General features: G+C 65.3%; 19 protein-coding genes and 1 tRNA gene. 5 read left to right on the top strand and 15 right to left on the bottom strand.

What is annotated here, in order from left to right:
• Positions 1-17 precede the first annotated feature (17 nt).
• Positions 18-779, bottom strand: coding sequence for a hypothetical protein (locus ACK4FJ_RS15825; protein WP_409767688.1), 762 nt, complete (start codon positions 777-779; stop codon positions 18-20).
• Positions 780-909: 130 nt separating this feature from the next.
• Between ACK4FJ_RS15825 and ACK4FJ_RS15830 the strand changes: the two genes are divergently transcribed.
• The 4 genes from ACK4FJ_RS15830 to ACK4FJ_RS15845 all read left to right on the top strand — a co-directional run bounded on the left by ACK4FJ_RS15830 (position 910) and on the right by ACK4FJ_RS15845 (position 5,367).
• Complete coding sequence (locus tag ACK4FJ_RS15830) at positions 910-1,575, top strand: SRPBCC family protein (protein WP_409767689.1); 666 nt, start codon at positions 910-912, stop codon at positions 1,573-1,575.
• Between the two features lie 126 nt (positions 1,576-1,701).
• Positions 1,702-2,172 carry a (2Fe-2S)-binding protein gene (locus ACK4FJ_RS15835; RefSeq protein WP_409767690.1) on the top strand — a complete coding sequence of 157 codons (471 nt, stop codon included), beginning with the start codon at positions 1,702-1,704 and terminating at the stop codon, positions 2,170-2,172.
• Between the two features lie 5 nt (positions 2,173-2,177).
• On the top strand, positions 2,178-4,550 hold the full coding sequence (locus ACK4FJ_RS15840) for a xanthine dehydrogenase family protein molybdopterin-binding subunit (RefSeq protein WP_409767692.1): 2,373 nt from the start codon (positions 2,178-2,180) through the stop codon (positions 4,548-4,550).
• Positions 4,551-4,569: 19 nt separating this feature from the next.
• Positions 4,570-5,367, top strand: a complete 798-nt coding sequence (locus tag ACK4FJ_RS15845) for an FAD binding domain-containing protein (protein WP_409767693.1) — start codon at positions 4,570-4,572, stop codon at positions 5,365-5,367.
• Between the two features lie 72 nt (positions 5,368-5,439).
• Here ACK4FJ_RS15845 and ACK4FJ_RS15850 read toward each other — a convergent pair whose 3' ends face one another.
• Together ACK4FJ_RS15850 and ACK4FJ_RS15855 are read right to left on the bottom strand one after the other, a co-directional pair.
• A complete protein-coding gene (locus ACK4FJ_RS15850) occupies positions 5,440-6,327 on the bottom strand; it encodes a c-type cytochrome (protein ID WP_409767694.1) in 888 nt (295 codons plus the stop codon).
• 29 nt (positions 6,328-6,356) lie between these two features.
• Entirely contained in the window at positions 6,357-7,145 is a 789-nt protein-coding gene (locus ACK4FJ_RS15855; RefSeq protein WP_409767695.1) for an NAD(P)-dependent oxidoreductase, read from the bottom strand.
• Positions 7,146-7,246: 101 nt separating this feature from the next.
• On the opposite strand from ACK4FJ_RS15855, the gene ACK4FJ_RS15860 reads away from it, so the two are divergent.
• Entirely contained in the window at positions 7,247-7,873 is a 627-nt protein-coding gene (locus ACK4FJ_RS15860; protein WP_409767696.1) for a TetR/AcrR family transcriptional regulator, read from the top strand.
• On the opposite strand, the gene ACK4FJ_RS15865 is transcribed toward ACK4FJ_RS15860, so the two are convergent.
• The 12 genes from ACK4FJ_RS15865 to ACK4FJ_RS15920 all read right to left on the bottom strand — a co-directional run bounded on the left by ACK4FJ_RS15865 (position 7,863) and on the right by ACK4FJ_RS15920 (position 17,227).
• The gene (locus tag ACK4FJ_RS15865; RefSeq protein ID WP_409767697.1) at positions 7,863-8,210 is read right to left on the bottom strand and encodes a nitrile hydratase accessory protein; all 348 of its coding nucleotides are present in this window, start codon (positions 8,208-8,210) and stop codon (positions 7,863-7,865) included. The genes ACK4FJ_RS15860 and ACK4FJ_RS15865 overlap by 11 nt on opposite strands.
• Positions 8,207-8,866: a nitrile hydratase subunit beta gene (nthB, locus tag ACK4FJ_RS15870; RefSeq protein ID WP_409767698.1), complete on the bottom strand. Its 660-nt coding sequence runs from the start codon at positions 8,864-8,866 to the stop codon at positions 8,207-8,209. The genes ACK4FJ_RS15865 and nthB overlap by 4 nt, the downstream gene beginning before the upstream one ends.
• Positions 8,863-9,504, bottom strand: a complete 642-nt coding sequence (gene nthA, locus ACK4FJ_RS15875; protein WP_409767699.1) for a nitrile hydratase subunit alpha — start codon at positions 9,502-9,504, stop codon at positions 8,863-8,865. Before nthA ends, nthB begins: the two co-directional genes overlap by 4 nt.
• A gap of 9 nt (positions 9,505-9,513) precedes the next feature.
• Positions 9,514-10,890: a sensor histidine kinase gene (locus ACK4FJ_RS15880; protein WP_409767700.1), complete on the bottom strand. Its 1,377-nt coding sequence runs from the start codon at positions 10,888-10,890 to the stop codon at positions 9,514-9,516.
• A 1-nt stretch (position 10,891) separates the two neighbouring features.
• Entirely contained in the window at positions 10,892-11,572 is a 681-nt protein-coding gene (locus tag ACK4FJ_RS15885; RefSeq protein ID WP_409767701.1) for a response regulator transcription factor, read from the bottom strand.
• 5 nt (positions 11,573-11,577) lie between these two features.
• The gene (locus tag ACK4FJ_RS15890; protein ID WP_409767702.1) at positions 11,578-13,053 is read right to left on the bottom strand and encodes a DegQ family serine endoprotease; all 1,476 of its coding nucleotides are present in this window, start codon (positions 13,051-13,053) and stop codon (positions 11,578-11,580) included.
• 99 nt (positions 13,054-13,152) lie between these two features.
• On the bottom strand, positions 13,153-14,565 hold the full coding sequence (locus ACK4FJ_RS15895; RefSeq protein WP_409767703.1) for a multicopper oxidase family protein: 1,413 nt from the start codon (positions 14,563-14,565) through the stop codon (positions 13,153-13,155).
• A gap of 61 nt (positions 14,566-14,626) precedes the next feature.
• A tRNA-Ser gene (locus ACK4FJ_RS15900) sits at positions 14,627-14,719 on the bottom strand.
• A 72-nt stretch (positions 14,720-14,791) separates the two neighbouring features.
• On the bottom strand, positions 14,792-15,310 hold the full coding sequence (locus ACK4FJ_RS15905; protein WP_409767704.1) for a YbaK/EbsC family protein: 519 nt from the start codon (positions 15,308-15,310) through the stop codon (positions 14,792-14,794).
• 2 nt (positions 15,311-15,312) lie between these two features.
• Positions 15,313-15,939: a glutathione binding-like protein gene (locus tag ACK4FJ_RS15910; protein ID WP_409767705.1), complete on the bottom strand. Its 627-nt coding sequence runs from the start codon at positions 15,937-15,939 to the stop codon at positions 15,313-15,315.
• 10 nt (positions 15,940-15,949) lie between these two features.
• Positions 15,950-16,387, bottom strand: coding sequence for a GNAT family N-acetyltransferase (locus tag ACK4FJ_RS15915; protein WP_409767706.1), 438 nt, complete (start codon positions 16,385-16,387; stop codon positions 15,950-15,952).
• Between the two features lie 135 nt (positions 16,388-16,522).
• A complete protein-coding gene (locus tag ACK4FJ_RS15920) occupies positions 16,523-17,227 on the bottom strand; it encodes a glutathione binding-like protein (RefSeq protein ID WP_409767707.1) in 705 nt (234 codons plus the stop codon).
• Positions 17,228-17,351 lie beyond the last annotated feature (124 nt).

The raw sequence follows: 17,351 nt of genomic DNA on the forward strand, positions 1-17,351 counted from the left end.
TAGCTGCGACTTTGGACTTAGATCGTAGGGCCCTCGACCCGGCGTTTCGGGCGCCAGCGGGTGACCGAGCGGCCATCGGCGGTAAAGCGGACTTCCTGGCTGTCGGGCGGCGCGGCACGCAGATGGCCGGCGGCTTCCTGCACCGACGCCGTGCGTGCCGGAACCGGGGCCGGCGAAGCCTGGCCCGCAGATGCCGGGACCGGCGGTTTGGCCGGCTGACCCTGCATGGCCCGGGTCAGGGCATGGCTAGGCGCGCGTCCGCCGGAATGCTGTGCGATTTTCGCCCGCACTGCCTCCTCGAACGGCGGCAGGTCCACCTTCGGGCGCGCCTGAGCGGCATGGCCGGCCTTGGCGGCGCTCTTGGTGGGATGGCTGCGATGGGTTTCGACATGAACCTCGCTGCCCGGGCCGTTCTCCTGCGCCCGGCGCCAGGCCGGATCTCCGACCACGAGCTTATGCAGGGCGATGGCCGGCAGCGCGCCGAAACGCTTCCAGAAGCCGTCGAGGAAGGCTTCCGCCGTTTCGCTCAAACTCGGCGACCAGGGATTCTCGATGCCGGCCTGGAAGACCAGATCCAGCGTGGGTTCGATCGGCCCGTCCTCGCCGACCAGAAAGGTGGCGGGCATCAGCTTGGCACCCTCGCGGGCGATGGCATAATGGGCCTGGGCAAGGTAGAGCAGCCAGCGCAGCTTGGGCAGCGACATGGCAATACGTTCCGTGGCCGCGCGTTCAAGCAGCCAGAAACTGACATCGATACCGGATCGCGTTGCGGGGACCATGACCGTCCCTAATCCCTCATCCAGACCTGAACCTAGTTATCGCAAACCTAGGCGGCTAAGCTTAACAGCCCGTGAATCGACCGCCCCATCGCCCTGCCTGTAATTATGTAGTGTTTTCTGGAGATTTGCCATGGAACTGACCGGCGAACAGCTCATCCCCGCCCCCCGGGCCAAGGTCTGGGATGCCCTCTACGACCCCGAGATTCTGCGCCAGTGCATTGCCGGCTGCGAAACCGTCACCAAAACCTCGGATACCGAGTTCGAGGCCGCCGTCCAGGTCAAGGTCGGCCCGGTGAAGGCCAAATTCAAGGGCAAGGTGACCCTGACCGATATCGATCCGCCGAACAGTTGCACGATCAACGGCGAGGCCCAGGGCGGCGTGGCGGCCGGTTTCGGCAAGGGCAATGCCAAGGTGCAGCTTGCGGATGCCGATAATGGCGCCACGAAACTGACCTACAGCGTGCAGGCCCAGGTGGGCGGCAAGCTGGCCCAGATCGGCGCCCGGCTGATCGACGGCGTGGCCGCCAAGATGGCCGAGGACTTCTTCGCCAAGTTCAACCAGATCGTTGCCGCACCGCAAGATGCCGCCGCCGTGGCCGAAGCCGCGAAGGATATCGCCATGGCCGAGCCGATCGCGGCGTCGGCCAGCCTGGACGCCCTGCCGAAATCACAGCAGCCTGTTGCACCGCAAACGCAGAAAGCGGGGCCGGTCACCGGCGGGATACCGAGCTGGCTGTGGATCGCCGGCCTGATCGTGATCGTATGCGCAGCAACGGTCCTCGTGCTGCGCGGCTGAGATATTTTCCACAGCATTGAGCGGCTTCGCCGTTTTGCAACTTGACGCCATTCGCGCGTTTCGCCCACTCTCTTGTCCGGGTGAAGCGCGCGCTATCTTCAGCTCCGCGCTTGATGGGAGGAAAGCATGACCATTTCCGTGACGATGACCGTCAACGGCCAGTCGGTGACGCGCGATGTCGAACCGCGCACCCTGCTCGTTCAGTTTCTGCGTGACCAATTGAACATGACCGGCACGCATGTCGGCTGCGACACCAGCCAGTGCGGCGCCTGCGTCGTGCATGTGAACGGCAACAGCGTGAAATCCTGCACGATCCTGGCCGCACAGGCCCAGGGTGCCAAGGTCACGACCATCGAGGGCCTGGCCAAGGACGGCAAGCTGCATCCGATGCAGGAAGCCTTCCGCGAGCATCACGCCCTGCAATGCGGCTTCTGCACGCCGGGCATGATCATGAGCGCCATCGACCTGGTGCAGCGCAATCCGAACCCGAGCGAAGAAACCGTTCGCCACGAGCTGGAAGGCAATCTCTGCCGCTGCACCGGCTATCATAACATCGTCAAGGCCGTGATGGCCGGGGCACAGGCAATGCGGGGGTAAGCGTCATGACAAACCAGGGCATCGGTCAGTCCGTACGTCGTAAAGAAGATTTCCGCTTCATTACCGGTCAGGGGCATTACACCGACGATATCAATCGCCCTGGTCAGCTCTATGCCGCGTTCCTGCGCTCGCCGCATGCCTTCGCCAAGATCCGCGCGATCCGCGCCGATGCGGCGAAGAAGATGCCGGGTGTGGTGGCCGTCTTCACCGGACAGGATGTGGCGGCCGACAAGGTCGGCGGCCTGATCTGCGGCTGGACCGTCAAGGACAAGAAGGGCGAACCGCACAAGGCGCCGAAGCATGACATCATCGCCGTCGACCATGTGCGCCATGTGGGCGATCAGGTGGCGGTGGTAATCGCCGAAAGCCTGTCCCAGGCCAAGGATGCCGTCGAAGCCATCGAGGTGGATTACGACGTGCTGACGCCGGTGGTGGATGTCGTCACCGCGCTGAAGCCCGGGGCGCCGCAGGTACATGCCGATGCGCCCGGCAACCTCTGCTACGACTGGGAATTCGGCGACAAGGCCGCCACCGAGGCTGCTTTTGCCAAGGCCGCCCATGTCACCAAGATCGACCTGCTGAACAATCGCCTGTCGCCCAACCCGATGGAGCCGCGCAGCGCCATCGCCGAATACGATGCGGGCGCCGACACCACCACCGTCTATACGACGTCGCAGAACCCGCATGTGCTGCGGCTGATCCTGTGCGCCTTCGTCTTCGGCCTGCCCGAACACAAGGTGCGCGTGATCGCGCCGGATGTGGGCGGCGGTTTCGGCTCGAAAATCTTCAACTATCCCGAAGAGACCGTCTGCTTCTGGGCGGCGCGTAAACTGAAGAAGCCGGTGAAATGGACCTCGGACCGCACCGAGGCCTTCCTCACCGACGCCCATGGCCGCGACCACGTCACCCATGCCGAGCTTGCCATCGACAAGGACGGCAAGTTCCTGGCCCTGCGCGTCGACACCAAGGCGAATATGGGTGCGTATCTGTCCACCTTCGCGTCCGCCGTGCCGACCTATCTCTATGCCCTGCTGCTGGCCGGGCAATACACCACGCCCGCCGTCTATGCCGAGGTGAAGGCGGTGTTCACCAACACCACGCCGGTGGATGCCTATCGCGGCGCCGGCCGGCCGGAAGCCACCTATGTGGTGGAGCGCATTGTGGAAGCCGCGGCGCGCGAGTTGAAGATGGACCCCGTCGAGCTGCGCAAGAAGAATTTCGTGCCGGTGGATGCCTTCCCGTACCAGACGCCGGTGGCCTGCGTGTATGACAGCGGCCAGTATGCCAAGGCGCTGGATGAAGCCTGCAAGGCTGCCGATTACGCCGGCTTTGCCAAGCGCAAGGCGGAGTCTGCCAAGAAGGGCAAGCTGCGCGGCATCGGTTTCTGCGCCTATATCGAAGCCTGCGGCATCGCGCCCAGCAGCGTGGTCGGTTCGCTCGGCGCCGGCGTCGGTCTGTGGGAGTCGGGCCAGATCCGCTTCAACGCCACCGGCACGGTGTTCGTCTATACCGGCTCGCACAGCCACGGCCAGGGCCACGAGACCACCTTCGCCCAGATCGTCTCCGACAAGCTGGGCGTGCCGCTCGAGAATATCGAGGTGGTGCATGGCGACACGGCCCAGGTGCCGATGGGCATGGGCACCTACGGCTCGCGCTCGCTGGCCGTTGGCGGCTCGGCGCTGATGCGTGCTGCCGACAAGATCATCGAGAAGGGCAAGAAGATCGCGGCCCATCTGATGGAAGCCTCGGTGGACGACGTGGTGTTCGACAAGGGCACCTTCTCGGTGAAGGGCACCGACAAGCAGGTGCCGATGGCGCAGGTGGCCTTCACCGCCTACGTGCCGCATAACTACCCGGCCGACCTGGAACCGGGCCTGGAGGCCAGCGCCTTCTACGATCCGGCCAACTTCACCTTCCCCGCCGGCGTGCACATAGCCGAGGTGGAGATCGACAGCGACACTGGCGTCACCACCGTGGCGAACTGGGTCGCGGTGGACGATTTCGGCAAGGTGATCAACCCGATGATCGTCGAAGGCCAGGTGCATGGCGGCATCGCCCAGGGCATCGGCCAGGCCTTGCTGGAAGGCGTGGTCTACGATCCCGAAAGCGGCCAGCTGCTGACGGCGTCGTTCCTGGATTACTGCATGCCGCGCGCCGACAACCTGCCGAGCTACAAGGTCGGCATGATCGAGACGCCCTGCCCGCATAATCCGCTGGGTGTGAAGGGCTGCGGCGAGGCCGGCGCGATTGCCGCGCCGGCGGCGCTGATGAATGCCATCACCGACGCGCTCGGTACCGAAGACATCACCATGCCGGCGACGCCGCTGAAGGTCTGGAAGGTGATCCAGAGCCGTCACCTGGCCGCCGCCGCCGAATAGAGTTCAGAGGAGAAGCCCCATGTATGCGTTCAATTACCATCGCCCGGCCTCGCTGGCGGATGCGGCCAAGCTGCTCGGCAGCGCCACCGACGGCAAGTTCCTGGCCGGCGGCCAGACCCTGCTGCCGACCCTGAAGCAGCGCCTGGCCTCGCCGTCCGACCTTGTCGACCTGAACGGCATCGCCGAACTGAACGGCATCACCGTCTCGGGCGGCAGCGTCATCATCGGCGCCACCACGCGCCATGCCGCCGTCGCCGCCTCGGCCGAGGTCAAGAAAGCCATCCCGGCCCTGGCGGCCCTGGCCGGTGGCATCGGCGATCCGCAGGTGCGCAACATGGGCACCATCGGCGGTTCGCTGGCCAACAACGACCCGGCGGCCGACTATCCCGGTGCCGTGCTGGGCCTGGGCGCCACCATCCATACTTCCAAGCGCAAGATCGCGGCCGACGATTTCTTCACCGGCATGTTCGAGACCGCACTGGAGGAAGGCGAGATCATCACCAAGGTGGAATTCCCGATCCCGAAGCGCGCCGGCTATGTGAAATTCCCCAACCCGGCCTCGCGCTACGTGATGGCGGGCGCCTTCGTGGCCGAGACGACGAGCGGCGTGCGGGTGGCCATCAACGGGGCCGGCCCCTGCGTATTCCGTCACAAGGAGATGGAAGCCGCGCTGGCGAAGTCCTTCTCGCCCGATGCGCTGAAGGGCATCAAGACCGATGCGGGCAGCATGAACAACGACATCCATGCCAGCTCGGAATACCGCGCCCATCTGGTGGGCGTGATCGCCAAGCGCGCCGTGTTGGCCGCGCTGGGCTGAACCACATCCATCCTGCGAAGACGCGAACGCCGGGCCACAAGCCCGGCGTTCTGCATTTCTAGCGGCTGTTCTTTAGCTGGCCGGTCCCGGCAGCGTCTTCAGATAGGCCAGCAGGGCGGCAATTTCGGCATCCGACATTTCCTTGAGGGAGTCGAAGGGCATTACCTGGATGGTGCTGCCATCCGGACGCTTGCCGCCGCGCAGCATGGCAGCGAAGGCTTCGGACGTCGGATACCGCGCCATCACGGGCCCGGGGCGCAGGTCGGCGGCGGCCGGCCAGTCCGGCGGCGCGCCCGGGATTTTGCCGCCGCGGAAACCTTCGCCGTGACAGCCCAGGCACATATTGGCCGCGTAGGCGCCCTGCGCGATCACATCGTCCGCCGGTGCGGGCAAAGCGGGCGGCAGGCTATGGTCGATTTTCTCGGCGACGTCTTTCAGAATGCCGGCGGCATAGACAAGGCGCACCGGCAGCGGCAGGCGCAGATCGCGCCGGTCGCCTTCGACCGGCGGCAGCGCGCGAATATAGGCCACCATCGCGCCCAGATCGGCATCGGTCATCCGGTTATAGTCTTCGCTGGGCATGATCAGCAGCGGCTGGCCATTCCGGTTCAGGCCATGGCGGATCGCGCGCACCCAGTCGGCGGAGGTGTAAACAGCGGTCGGACTGCCGGCGCCAAGCGTCAGGTTCGGCCCTTTGACATACAGGCCATTGGGATCATCGATGAAGGTCTTGCCTGCACCGTCGCGGCCATGGCAGTCGATGCAGCCGCGCGATTCAAACAGATACCGGCCGTGCTGCAGGGCATCGGTGCTGGACGGGATGTCGATGGCCGCGACCGTCACCGGCACCACGCGCTGCAGCTTGCGTTCGCTGACGAGTTCCGCGAATCCCGCGGCACCGCCGATGACAAGCGCTATCGCCCCGGCCACACCGGCCGCGACCTTCCAGAGTCTACGCATTTCCCTCTCCGTTGGATACGAGGCCGGCTTCAGCCGGTCGGCCCCTTCTCGCCAAGTGTCCAGTTCTCTTTGCGGCCGCGCTCGTTTAGGGGCAGTGCAACGCCCACGCGACGGCGACTGAAGCGACCATTCGGCGCAAGATTGGTCATGATGATCTCGGCCACGTCCTCGTAGCTTACGATCAGTTCCGAGAGCTTGGATTTCATCAGCAGCGAGAGGGCCACAGGCGGGGCCCAGCGCGCCCAGGCCCCCACCCGATACGGCAGCATCTCGACACTGATCCGCAGATCGTCTCGCGGCAGGCCGTTGGCGGCGGCGACCATCGGACCGGGACACATCAGAGACCAGTCACAGCTTGATGCCTGCAGACGCCGCCAGTTGATTTCGTGCGTTTTGTACATGGCCGGCACGCCAGGCAGGCTGACTCCAATCCGGTCGGCATGCGGCACGGTCAGCACCGCCGCGCCGGCGAGCAGCCATAGGCGGCCTGAAGGCGCCATATGCTGCTCCGCGGCAGCGACGACATTCTCGAAAAGCGAGACAAACCTCGCCCCGTCCGCAACATGGCCGGCTGCATTGACAAGAGCATCGCAGCCCATGACCGCCGAGGCCATGGCCCGCTTGTCGAAGACATCGCCCTCCACGACCCTGACATGCTCCGGGAGAATACCGGGCCAATGCTCGGCAAAACGGCTGGCATTGCGTACGAATACGGTGACCTCGTGCCCATGGGCCAACCCACGCGCAACCAGCCTGCGCCCGAGATTGCCGGCGGCGCCGAGCACGACGACCTTTTTGCGTTCGCTTGCCTCTGCCATAATTGCCTTGGAACTTCCTGCGATTAGCGTATCATTAAGAAAATGAGAATAACCTCATTTCTGAGACTAGCGTCATTTATGAGAGGATTCTCAGTTTGTCAATGGCTAAATCGGCGCCCTCCAAACGCGACCGCACCCGCCGCCAGCTGCTCGATGCCGCCGTGAAGGTTTTTGCCGCTCATGGCGTCGAGGCCGCTACGATCCAGGAAATCGCCGCGGTCGCTGGTGTCGCCAACGGCACCTTCTACAACTACTTCCAGACCAAGGAAGGAATCATGGAGGCCGCCGCCGTCGCGGTCGGTGTGGATTACTGCAAGCGGATCGCTGCCAGCGCCGCCCATCTTCCTGACGGCGCCGAACGTATGTCGATTGGCGGCCGCCGCTATATGGTCATGGCGCTAGAACAACCCGAACTGGCACGATTCACGATGTCCGTGGCGGTCTTCTCGCCGATCTGGGCGGCACAGGTAGAACCCTTCATCCGCGCCGACCTGATGCTGGGCATCAGGCAGAAGCGCTTTCATGTCGCCAGCGTGCCCGCCGCCATGGACATGATCACCGGCACCAATTATGCCGCGATCAACAGCATCCTCGCCGGTCGCGCCGGCAAAAGCCATGTCGCGACCATTTCGGCAACCATCCTGCGCGGTCTGGGCATGGCGCCAGACGATGCCGACGAGATCGCCCGCCGGCCCCTGCCGCCAATGCCGCCTATGGCTAGAGAATGATTGGCTGGCCGTGCGGCGTGGCTTTCGCCGCGCGGTCCCAGGCCTCGGCGCGCTCATGCAGCGCGGCATCCGAAGTCGCGCCTTTGGCCACGACAAGTTTTTCCAGCGCGTTGAGCCAGTGGTAATAGTAGGTCTCGCCGGTATCGGGGTCGCCGGCGGCCTGCGCGCGCTTGATCTCGGCGCTTAAGCTCTCGGCCCATTCCGGCCAGGTGAACAGGCCCTTCTGGTGCAGGGCCACGGCCATGGCAAAAGCCTGCGCCTCCCACGGCGCGCGGAAGACCGGCGCGGCGGTCTCGTCACAGGGCAGATCGGGCAGCAGGGCCTTCAGCTCGCTCATGCCGGCTCCAGGTAGCTGTCCCAGGCATCGACCGAGACCGACACCGTCGGATCGGCGCCTTCGCCCCAGAGCTCGCGGCCCTCGAACCGCACGGTGTAGAGCCATTGCGGCATCTCGCCCCGGCCCTGCGCGCTGGCATCGGGGAAGACATGCATGCCATGCAACAGTTCGACAATGCCGACATGGCCGCGCACGTAACGCGGCAGACGGGTATGGCCCGCGGGATGCATGTTCTTCGCCCGCACGCGGTCGCCAACTTTAAAACGCGCCGGCTGGGTCGCCTCGCGTTCGGTCGGGCCGCCTTTCGCCAGCACGGCCGGCACGGCCTCGGCCTTCAGGATGCGCGGCAGCTGTTTCGGCGGCGCCAGCACGCGGCCGGCCTCGATCTCGTCCGCGCCGACCAGCCCGCGGTCGGCCATCAGCTTTTCCAGCCCCGCCAGCCAGATCTCGTAATAGCTCTTGGCCAGGTATTGCGGCGGCGGCAGGCTTTCGCGCGCCGAGCGCGACTGGTCGATGTTCCACTGCCCGGTCGCGCCCATCGCCAGCGTCATGGCCAGCACGCGCTTTTCCCAGCCGGCATGGAAGCGGATATGTTCGGGTTCGGGCTGCACCGGGCCGAAGCCCATCATGCCGCCCATATCGGCTGCGCCATTCATGCGCCGATCTCCTCCGGATCGCGGGCCAGCCCGGTACCGATCATGCTGTCGCGCGTCACCAGTTTCGCCAGCCGCTCCTCGCTCCAGCCCTCCGTGCCGGCCGGGCGTTCGGGGATCACGAGGTAGCGCACTTCCGCCGTGGAATCCCACAGCTTGATCTGCTTGGCCATCGGCAGGGTGACGCCGAAATCTTTTAACACGCCGCGCGGGTCGATCACCGCGCGCGAGCGGTAGGCCGCCGACTTGTACCAGACCGGCGGCAGGCCCAGCACCGGCCACGGATAGCAGGAGCAGAGTGTGCAGACGACCATGTTGTGGGTGTCCGGCGTGTTCTCCACCGCCACCATATGCTCGCCCTGGCGGCCAGAATACCCCAGCGAGACGATGGCGGCCGTGGCATCCTTGCGCAGCCAGTCGCGATAGGCCGGATCGCTCCAGGCCTTGGCCACCACATGGGCGCCGTTATGCGGCCCGACCTTGGTTTCGTAGGTTTCGATCAGCACGTCCAGCGCGGCCGGATCGACATAGCCCTTTTCGACAAGGATGCTTTCCAGCGCGCGCACGCGCAGCTCCACGTCGCTCAGTTCGCTGCCGTGGTGGTGGTCATGATGATGGTGGTCGTGATCGTGCTGGCTCATGGCTGGAGCTTAGCAAGCCGGCGCCGGCAAAGCCAAGGCCGCGCGCAGGCCGGGCGGGGTCTGGCCCAGCAGGCTGTCCTCCAGCCTCAGTTCCCCGCCATGCAGCTTCGCAATCGCAGCAACGAGGCTGAGGCCCAGCCCGACGCCATCGGCGGCCGAACGGCTGCTGTCGCCGCGATAGAAGCGGTCGGTGGCGCGTGCCCGCTCCTCGTCGGTCAGGCCGGGCCCGGTATCGGCCACGACGATGGCCGCGCCGTTTGCACCGTCCCGCACCAGGCCGAGCCGGATACTGCCCCCGGCCGGCGTGTATTTGATGGCATTGTCGAGCAGGTTGCCCAGGGCCTGGGCCAGCAGCGAGGGATCGCCATCGGCAACCAGACCCGGCGCGGTATCCAGCGTGAAGCCGAGCCCACGGGCCTCGGCCGCCGGGCCGTAGAGCTCCGCCGTATCGGCCACCAGGGCGGCGAGATCGACCTTGCCGAAACCGGCACGGCGCAGGCCGCTGTCGATCTCGGCCAGGCGCAGCAGGGCGTTGAACACGCCGATCAGCCGGTCGATGCCGGCAATCGCGGCGGCGATCTCGTCCAGATTCGCCTCCGATCCCTCGGCACGCCGCAGCAGGCCTTCCAGCCTTGCCCGCACCTCGGCCATCGGCGTGCGCAGGTCGTGCGCGATGGCGTTCGAGACGTTGCGCACGCCCTCGATCAGCTGCTGGATCTGGTCCAGCATGCGGTTGATGGTGACGACCAGTTGGTCGAATTCGTCGTTGCCGGGGCCGGCTGGCACGCGGCGGGCCAGATCGCCCTGCACGATGGCGGTGGCGGTGCGGTTGATGCTTTCAATGCGGCTTTGCACACCGCGCCGCAGCAGCCAGCCGCCGAGCAGGGCGAGGCCTACGACGATGGCGCCGACCCAGATCAGGCTGCGCAGGAACAGATTGCGGATCGCCACACGCTCCTGCACGTCGCGGCCGACCAGAAGCTGGTAATTCCCCGGCAGCACCACATGCAGCAGACGCGTGGCATGCAGCTTGCCGCGATAGACCAGGTCCACTTCATACCAACCCGGCGCCGGGCCGACTTTCAGTGGCCATGCATCGACATTGCCGCCCAGCGGCCTTAAGCGCGGATCGGTGAGCAGGTAGATCGCCTTGCCGTCGGCGGATTCAGCCTCGACACGCTCGTTCATTGTCTGGATCGCACCGGCCAGGCCGAAGTCGCTGAGCCGGTCGCCGATCGCCCGCGTGTCGGCGGCGATCACCGCATCGGTTTCGCGGTCCAGATATCCGGTGGTGTTCCACCACAGCAGGCCGACCAGCAGCAGCGACGAGGCGATGAACAGGGCCGCATAACCCAGCGCCAGCCGCAGCGAGGTCGAATGCAGCATGTCAGGCCTCGGCCGCCATCATGTAGCCGGCGCCACGCACGGTTTTCAGCAGGGGCTTTTCCGTGCCGGCATCGATCTTCTGGCGCAGGTTGCTGATATGCACGTCGATCACGTTGGTCTGCGGATCGAAATGGTATTCCCACACATTCTCCAGCAGCATGGTGCGCGTCACCACCTGGCCGGCATGGCGCATCAGGTATTCCAGCAGCTTGTATTCGCGCGGCTTCAACGCAATGACCTTGCCGCCGCGCATGGCCTGGCGTTTCAGCAGGTCGAGGCTGAGATCCCCCACTTCCAGCATGGTCTGCGTCGGCACGGTGCGCCCCCGCCGCACCAGTGCCTGCAGACGCGCCTCCAGCTCCCCGTAAGCAAAAGGCTTGGTCAGATAGTCGTCGCCGCCGGCGCGCAGGCCGCGGATGCGTTCGTCCACATCCGCCAGCGCGCTCAGGATCAGGATCGGCGTGGTGTTGCCGGTGCGGCGGAGGGCATCGACGATGCCCAAACCGTCCACCCCGCCCGGCAGCATGCGATCCATGATGATCGCGTCGTATTGTTCCGTGGTGGCCAGGAACAGGCCATCGCGACCGTTATCGGCATGGTCGATGGTATGGCCCGCTTCGCCCAGTCCCTTGCGGATGAACTGGGCGACCTGCGGATTGTCTTCAACGAGCAGGATTTTCATCGTCTTCAGGCAAGTTGCAGGGCCAGATAATAAGTGGTGCCGTCGCGCCTGACCAGCAGGGTGACCGCCTCCTTATGCTGCTGGCGGGCCGTCCGGATCTGCTCGGCCGCTTCGGCCGGATTCGCCACTGCGTGGCCGGCCACACCCAGGATCACGTCGCCCGGGCGCACGCCGCTGTCCTCGGCCCTGCTTTCGGGCGTCACCTCGGTCACGACGGCTCCCTTCCCGTCATCGAGGCCCAGGCGGGTGCGCAGCTCGGGCGTCACCGGTGCCAGGGCCAGGCCGACGCGTTCTTCCTTGCCGGCTTCGTCCAGCGCGGCACTCTGTTCGGTCGGCTGGCTGCCGACGGTGATGGTCAGGGTCTTCTCCCTGCCCTCGCGCCAGACATCGAGTTTCGCCTTGTCGCCAGCCTTGAGTCCGGCCACCTGGGTGGCCAGGTCACGCGGGTTGCGGATCGTGCTGCCGTTCAGCGCGATCACGACGTCGCCCTGTTTCAGCCCCGCCTTCGCGGCCGGGCCATCAGACTGCACGTCGTTCACCAGAATGCCGCTGTCGTCCTTGCGGCCGACCGCCTTGGCCAGCGCCTCGGTCATCGGCTGCATGGTGACGCCGAGCCAGCCGCGGGCAACCATGCCGCTGTCTTTCAGCTGCGCAATCACGCTACCGGCCAGATTGGACGGCACGGCGAAGCCGATGCCGACATTGCCGCCATTGGGCGTATAGATCGCCGTGGCAATGCCGATCACCCGGCCCGACTGGTCGAACAGCGGCCCGCCGGAATTGCCCGGATTGATCGGCGCGTCGATCTGCAGAAAGTTGTCATAAGGCCCGCTGTTCAGGTTGCGGCCGCGCGCCGAGACGATGCCGGCCGAAACGCTGCCGCCCAGACCAAACGGATTGCCCACGGCCACCACCCAGTCGCCAATGCGGGCGCGGTCGGAATCGCCAAAGGCCACATAAGGCAGCGGCGTCTTGGCTTCGATCTTGAGCAGGGCCAGGTCGGTCTTGGGGTCGCGGCCCTTGACGGTGGCGGGGAATTCGCGGCCATCGTCCAGGGTCACCACGATCTTCTCGGCGCCATCGACCACATGGTTGTTGGTCACGACATAACCGGCGGGATCGATGATGAAGCCCGAGCCGAGCGCATGCTGCGAGCCGCTGCGGCGCTGCTGCTGTTCGCCGAATTGGCGGAAGAATTCCTCGAACGGCGAGCCGGGCGGAAACGGCGATTGCGGCAGGCGCTGGGCTTGGCGGGTCGCCTTCTCGGTGGTGGCGATGTTCACCACGGCGGGCTTCACCTTCTCGACCAGGTCGGCGAAGGACGGCTTGACGGCAAGCTGCTCGACCGGCGCGGCGGGCAAAGCCGCATCGTTGGCAGCAAGGGCGCGGGCGGCAAGATACCCGCCGCCGCCGGAGAGGATCGTGCTGGCCAGCAGGACAGCGGCTAGGGTGCGCTTAAAGGAAGGGCGTTCGGCTTTCATGGGTCTGCTCCTGTGCAGGTGGACATCCATGCTGCCAAGGTAGGAAACCCGGGTTTTCCGGCGCCTGAACGGCGGATTAAATAAATTTAATCTTCGACCTCAGGCCACCCGCAGATAGCCCATCATGCCGGTTTCCTGGTGTTCGATGATATGGCAGTGGAACATCCAGTCGCCCGGCTGGCCGGCGACGAACGCGATCCGCACGCGCTCCTTGGGCCGCACCAGCACGGTATCGGCCCAGTGCGGCGGCAGGTCGCGTTCCGACGAACCCAGCACCCGGAAGGTATGGCCGTGCAGGTGCATGGGGTGCTGGTGCGGCGTGCCGTTGAACAGCTCGGCGATATAACTGCGGCCCGATTTGAGTTCGGCCAGCGGCGGCGGCAGCGCCCCCTCACCCATTCCTGGCCAGACCCGGCGGTTGATCGACCAGAAGACTTTCTGCGTCAGGCAGATTTCATCGGGGCTGACGCCCATCTCTTTCGCCCAAGCCTGCAATGCCGGATCGGGATTGCCGGCCAGCAGGGTGAATTCGAGTTTCTGCGCCGCCTTCAGGTCGGGCTGCGGCAGCTCCGCCTCAGGTAAACGCAGGGTCGCCTTCGTACTGCGCATCGCCTCGCCGGCCGTGACGATTCTGGCCAGCACGCGCGGCTTGGTGCTGAAGATATCCTGCAGCGGAATTTCGACGCCGGGTTTTTCCGGTGCGATGAAAGCCACATCGGCACGCATCGCCGGCCCCAGCCGCCAGCCCTGCAGGGCAAAGGGCGCGCAGGCATTGCCGTCTGTGGCGATCACCACGGCTTTCGCCCCGGGCAGGTCAAGCTGCGGGATGCGGGTGGAATCCAGATTGAGGATACGCAGGCGCACGCGGGCGCCGGGCGGCACACTGATCGTTGGCGCCACCATGCCGTTGGCGGTGCGCAGGCTGCCGAAACTGCCGGCCTTGGCGGCGCCGGCATCGGTGAGGAAATCCTCGAAGCCGCCATCATTCTGCACGCGCCAGTCCTTCAGCGCGATCACATGCTCAATATCGAACAGGCCCTGATCGCGCGGATCGTCCACGATCAGCACGCCGGCCAAGCCGCGGCCCAAAGCCTCGACGGTGTTGCAATGGGGATGGAAAAAGAAGGTGCCGGGATCGGGCGGCGCGAAACTGTATTCGAAACTCTCGCCCGGCCGCACCGGCGGCTGGGTGATGTAGGGTACGCCATCCATTTTATGCGGCACGCGCACGCCATGCCAGTGGATCGCGGTGTGTTCGGCCAGCTCGTTTTTCAGCGTGGCAGTGAAGCCCTCGCCGCGCGTGGCGCGCAGCACGATGGGCAGGGTCTCGTTGCGGCCGTCGTCATAGAGCCAGAGATCGGACGGGCCGATGCAGCCCGGCAGTGTCTTGGCCACCCGCTTTGCCGTGAGCTGGTAGCTCACCGGAAGGGCGACAGCGCCGCGCGGCAGCAGGGCGACGGCGACCGCGCCCAGACCCGATTGCAGCAGATGGCGACGGGTCAGAACGGGCATGCGCGGACTCCGGGATGGGAGAGCGCTGGCGACGGCTGGCGCAAGGAATCGGAAAGATAAGTGGCGGAGGGGGCGGGATTCGAACCCGCGGTACGACTTGACATCGTACGGTGATTTAGCAAACCACTGCCTTCAGCCACTCGGCCACCCCTCCGCACGCGAGTGGGTATTAACACAGTGTATGCGGGGCCTCTTCTAAGGCTCAGGGGCTGGCCTGTCAACGACCCTAAACCGCTGAAATGGCGGCCGGTTTGCCGCCGGTCCAGGCCACCAACTCGCTGTAGGACAACGGGAAAACCGCATGGGGATGCCCGGCGGCGGCATGCAGCAGCGGGAACCGGGCCAGGCTGTCGTCGATTACGATCGGCAGGGCTTCCATATGGCCCAGCGGGGCCACGCCGCCGATGGCGAAACCGGTGGCCCGGCGCACCAGAGCGGCATCGGCCCGATTGAGTCCCTGGCCCGGCGAGGCCGCCAGCCCCAGGGCGCGGCCCAGTGCCGCCACGTCGCATTGCCGGTCGCCGGCCACCAGCGCCATCACTGGGCGCTTTTCGCCTTCCTGGCTTTCATGGGCAAACACCAGCGACTTCACGATGGCGCCGACCTCGCAGCCCAGCCCGGCCGCCGCCTCGGCCGCCGTGCGCGCCGCGCCGTCCAGCACGATCACGCGTTCGCCTGCCCCACGCGCCAGCAGGGCCTCGCGCACCCGTTTGACCGAGGCATTCTCCAGGATGGCTTCCGCCATCGTCAGGGCACCTCGAAGCCGCGCTGCACGCCCGGGCGTGCCATCAGCAGATCATACCAGCGCTTCACGTTCGGATAGGCGGCCAGGTCGATCAGGTGCCATTCATGGCGCGCCGCCCAGGGCAGGGTCGCCATGTCGGCGATGGAGTATTCCTTGCCGGCGAGAAATTCGTTTTTCGCCAGATGGCCGTCCAGCACCTTGTAGAGCCGCTGGGTCTCGGTGGTGAAGCGGTCGATGGCGTAGGGCACCTTCTCCTTGGCGAAACGCACGAAATGATGCGTCTGGCCCAGCATCGGGCCGAAGCCACCCATCTGCCACATCAGCCATTGCAGCGCCTGCATGCGCGCGGGCGCGTCCTTAGGGAGAAACTGGCCGCTCTTTTCCGCCAGGTAGATCAGAATCGCGCCGGACTCGAACACGCTGTAGGGCTTGGTGCCATAGGCGGCCGGCGGTTCGTGGTCGACGATGGCAGGGATCTTGTTGTTCGGATTCACCTTGAGAAAATCCGGATCGAACTGCTCGTCCTTGGTGATGTTGACCGGGAAGGCCTGATATTTCAGGCCACTTTCCTCCAGCATCACGGAGACCTTGCGGCCGTTCGGCGTGCCCCAGGTGTAGAAGTCGATCACGGCGGAATCCTTACTTGATGTGCTTGAGGAAGTGGAAGCTGGAGATGCTGTAGCGCTGGCGGAAATAGAAGCGGTGCGCTTCCGCACGATGTGTGCCTGAATCGAGGTCCACCACCTTGCGGCCCTCGTGCCTGGCGATGTCCTCCACCCAGTTGAGCAGCAGCGCGCCATAACCGCGCGAGCGGCCGGTGGCGGTGGTGACGAGGTCGTCCACATAGATCAGCGGGCCATGCACCAGCCGCTCCTGACGGCGGAAACCGATGCAGGCGGCCGGCACGCCGTTGCCGTCAGAAGCGTAGGCCAGCACGAAGCCTTCCTTGTGCTGGTGCTTCACCCGCGCCACCAGCTCGGCGGCATCCTTCAGATGCGGCCGCAGCTCGTGCATCACCGGAAAACAGGCGGCGATCTTCTCGTCGGTATCGGCGATTTCGACCCTGGCGGTTTGCATGACTCCTCGCTTTTCTCCCTAAACCGTCATGCCCGGCCTTGTGCCGGGCATCCACGTCTTATTGTCAAAAAAACTCGTGGATGGCCGGCCTAGAGATTCTTCCTGGGCCCGGCCATGACGAAACAAAAAACGACCCTACCCCTTCACCACACTGGCGGTCTGGCCGAACAGCACCTTCTTGGCTTCCTCGGTCATCACCGGAACGCCCTGGTTGATCGCCTTGCCCTTCTCGTAGGCCACCTTGGTGGCGGGCCGGGCCCAGATGCTGTCGAACCAGCGTTTCAGATTGGGGAAATCCTCCAGCTTCTGGCCCTGGCGTTCGTAGGGCACGATCCAGGGATAGGCGGCCATGTCGGCAATCGTATACTCGTCGCCGCAGATGAAGGCGCGGCCTTCAAGCCGTTTATTGAGAACCCCATACAAACGATTGGTCTCGTTCACATAGCGGTTGATCGCGTAGGGAATCTTCTCGGGCGCATACTGGCTGAAATGGTGGTTCTGGCCGCACATGGGGCCGAGGCCACCCATTTGCCACATCAGCCATTCGGTGCAGGCGACGCGGCCGCGCAAATCCTGCGGGATGTGCTTTTTGTACTTGTCGGCGAGATACAGCAGGATGGCGCCGCTTTCGAACACGCTGACCGGTGCGCCGCCGTCGAGCGGCTTGTGGTCGACGATGGCCGGCATGCGGTTGTTCGGCGCGATCTTCAGGAAGTCGGGTTCGAACTGCTCGCCCTTGGAGATGTTGACCGGCTTGATCGTGTAGGGCGTGCCGGTCTCTTCCAGGAACAGGGTGATCTTGTGGCCGTTTGGCGTCGGCCAGTAATACAGGTCAATCATTGTGCGTCTCCGGGCTAGACGAACGAAGGATGGAACAGGATCGCCGGCACGGCAAGGCGCAGGCCCGGCCCAGTTAGGGCGAAATTCCGCCAGAACAAGCAGTTACCCACTGGCAAGTACACCC

This window comes from Ferrovibrio sp., assembly GCF_046297595.1.
In the GTDB taxonomy this organism is placed as follows: Bacteria; Pseudomonadota; Alphaproteobacteria; order Ferrovibrionales; family Ferrovibrionaceae; genus Ferrovibrio.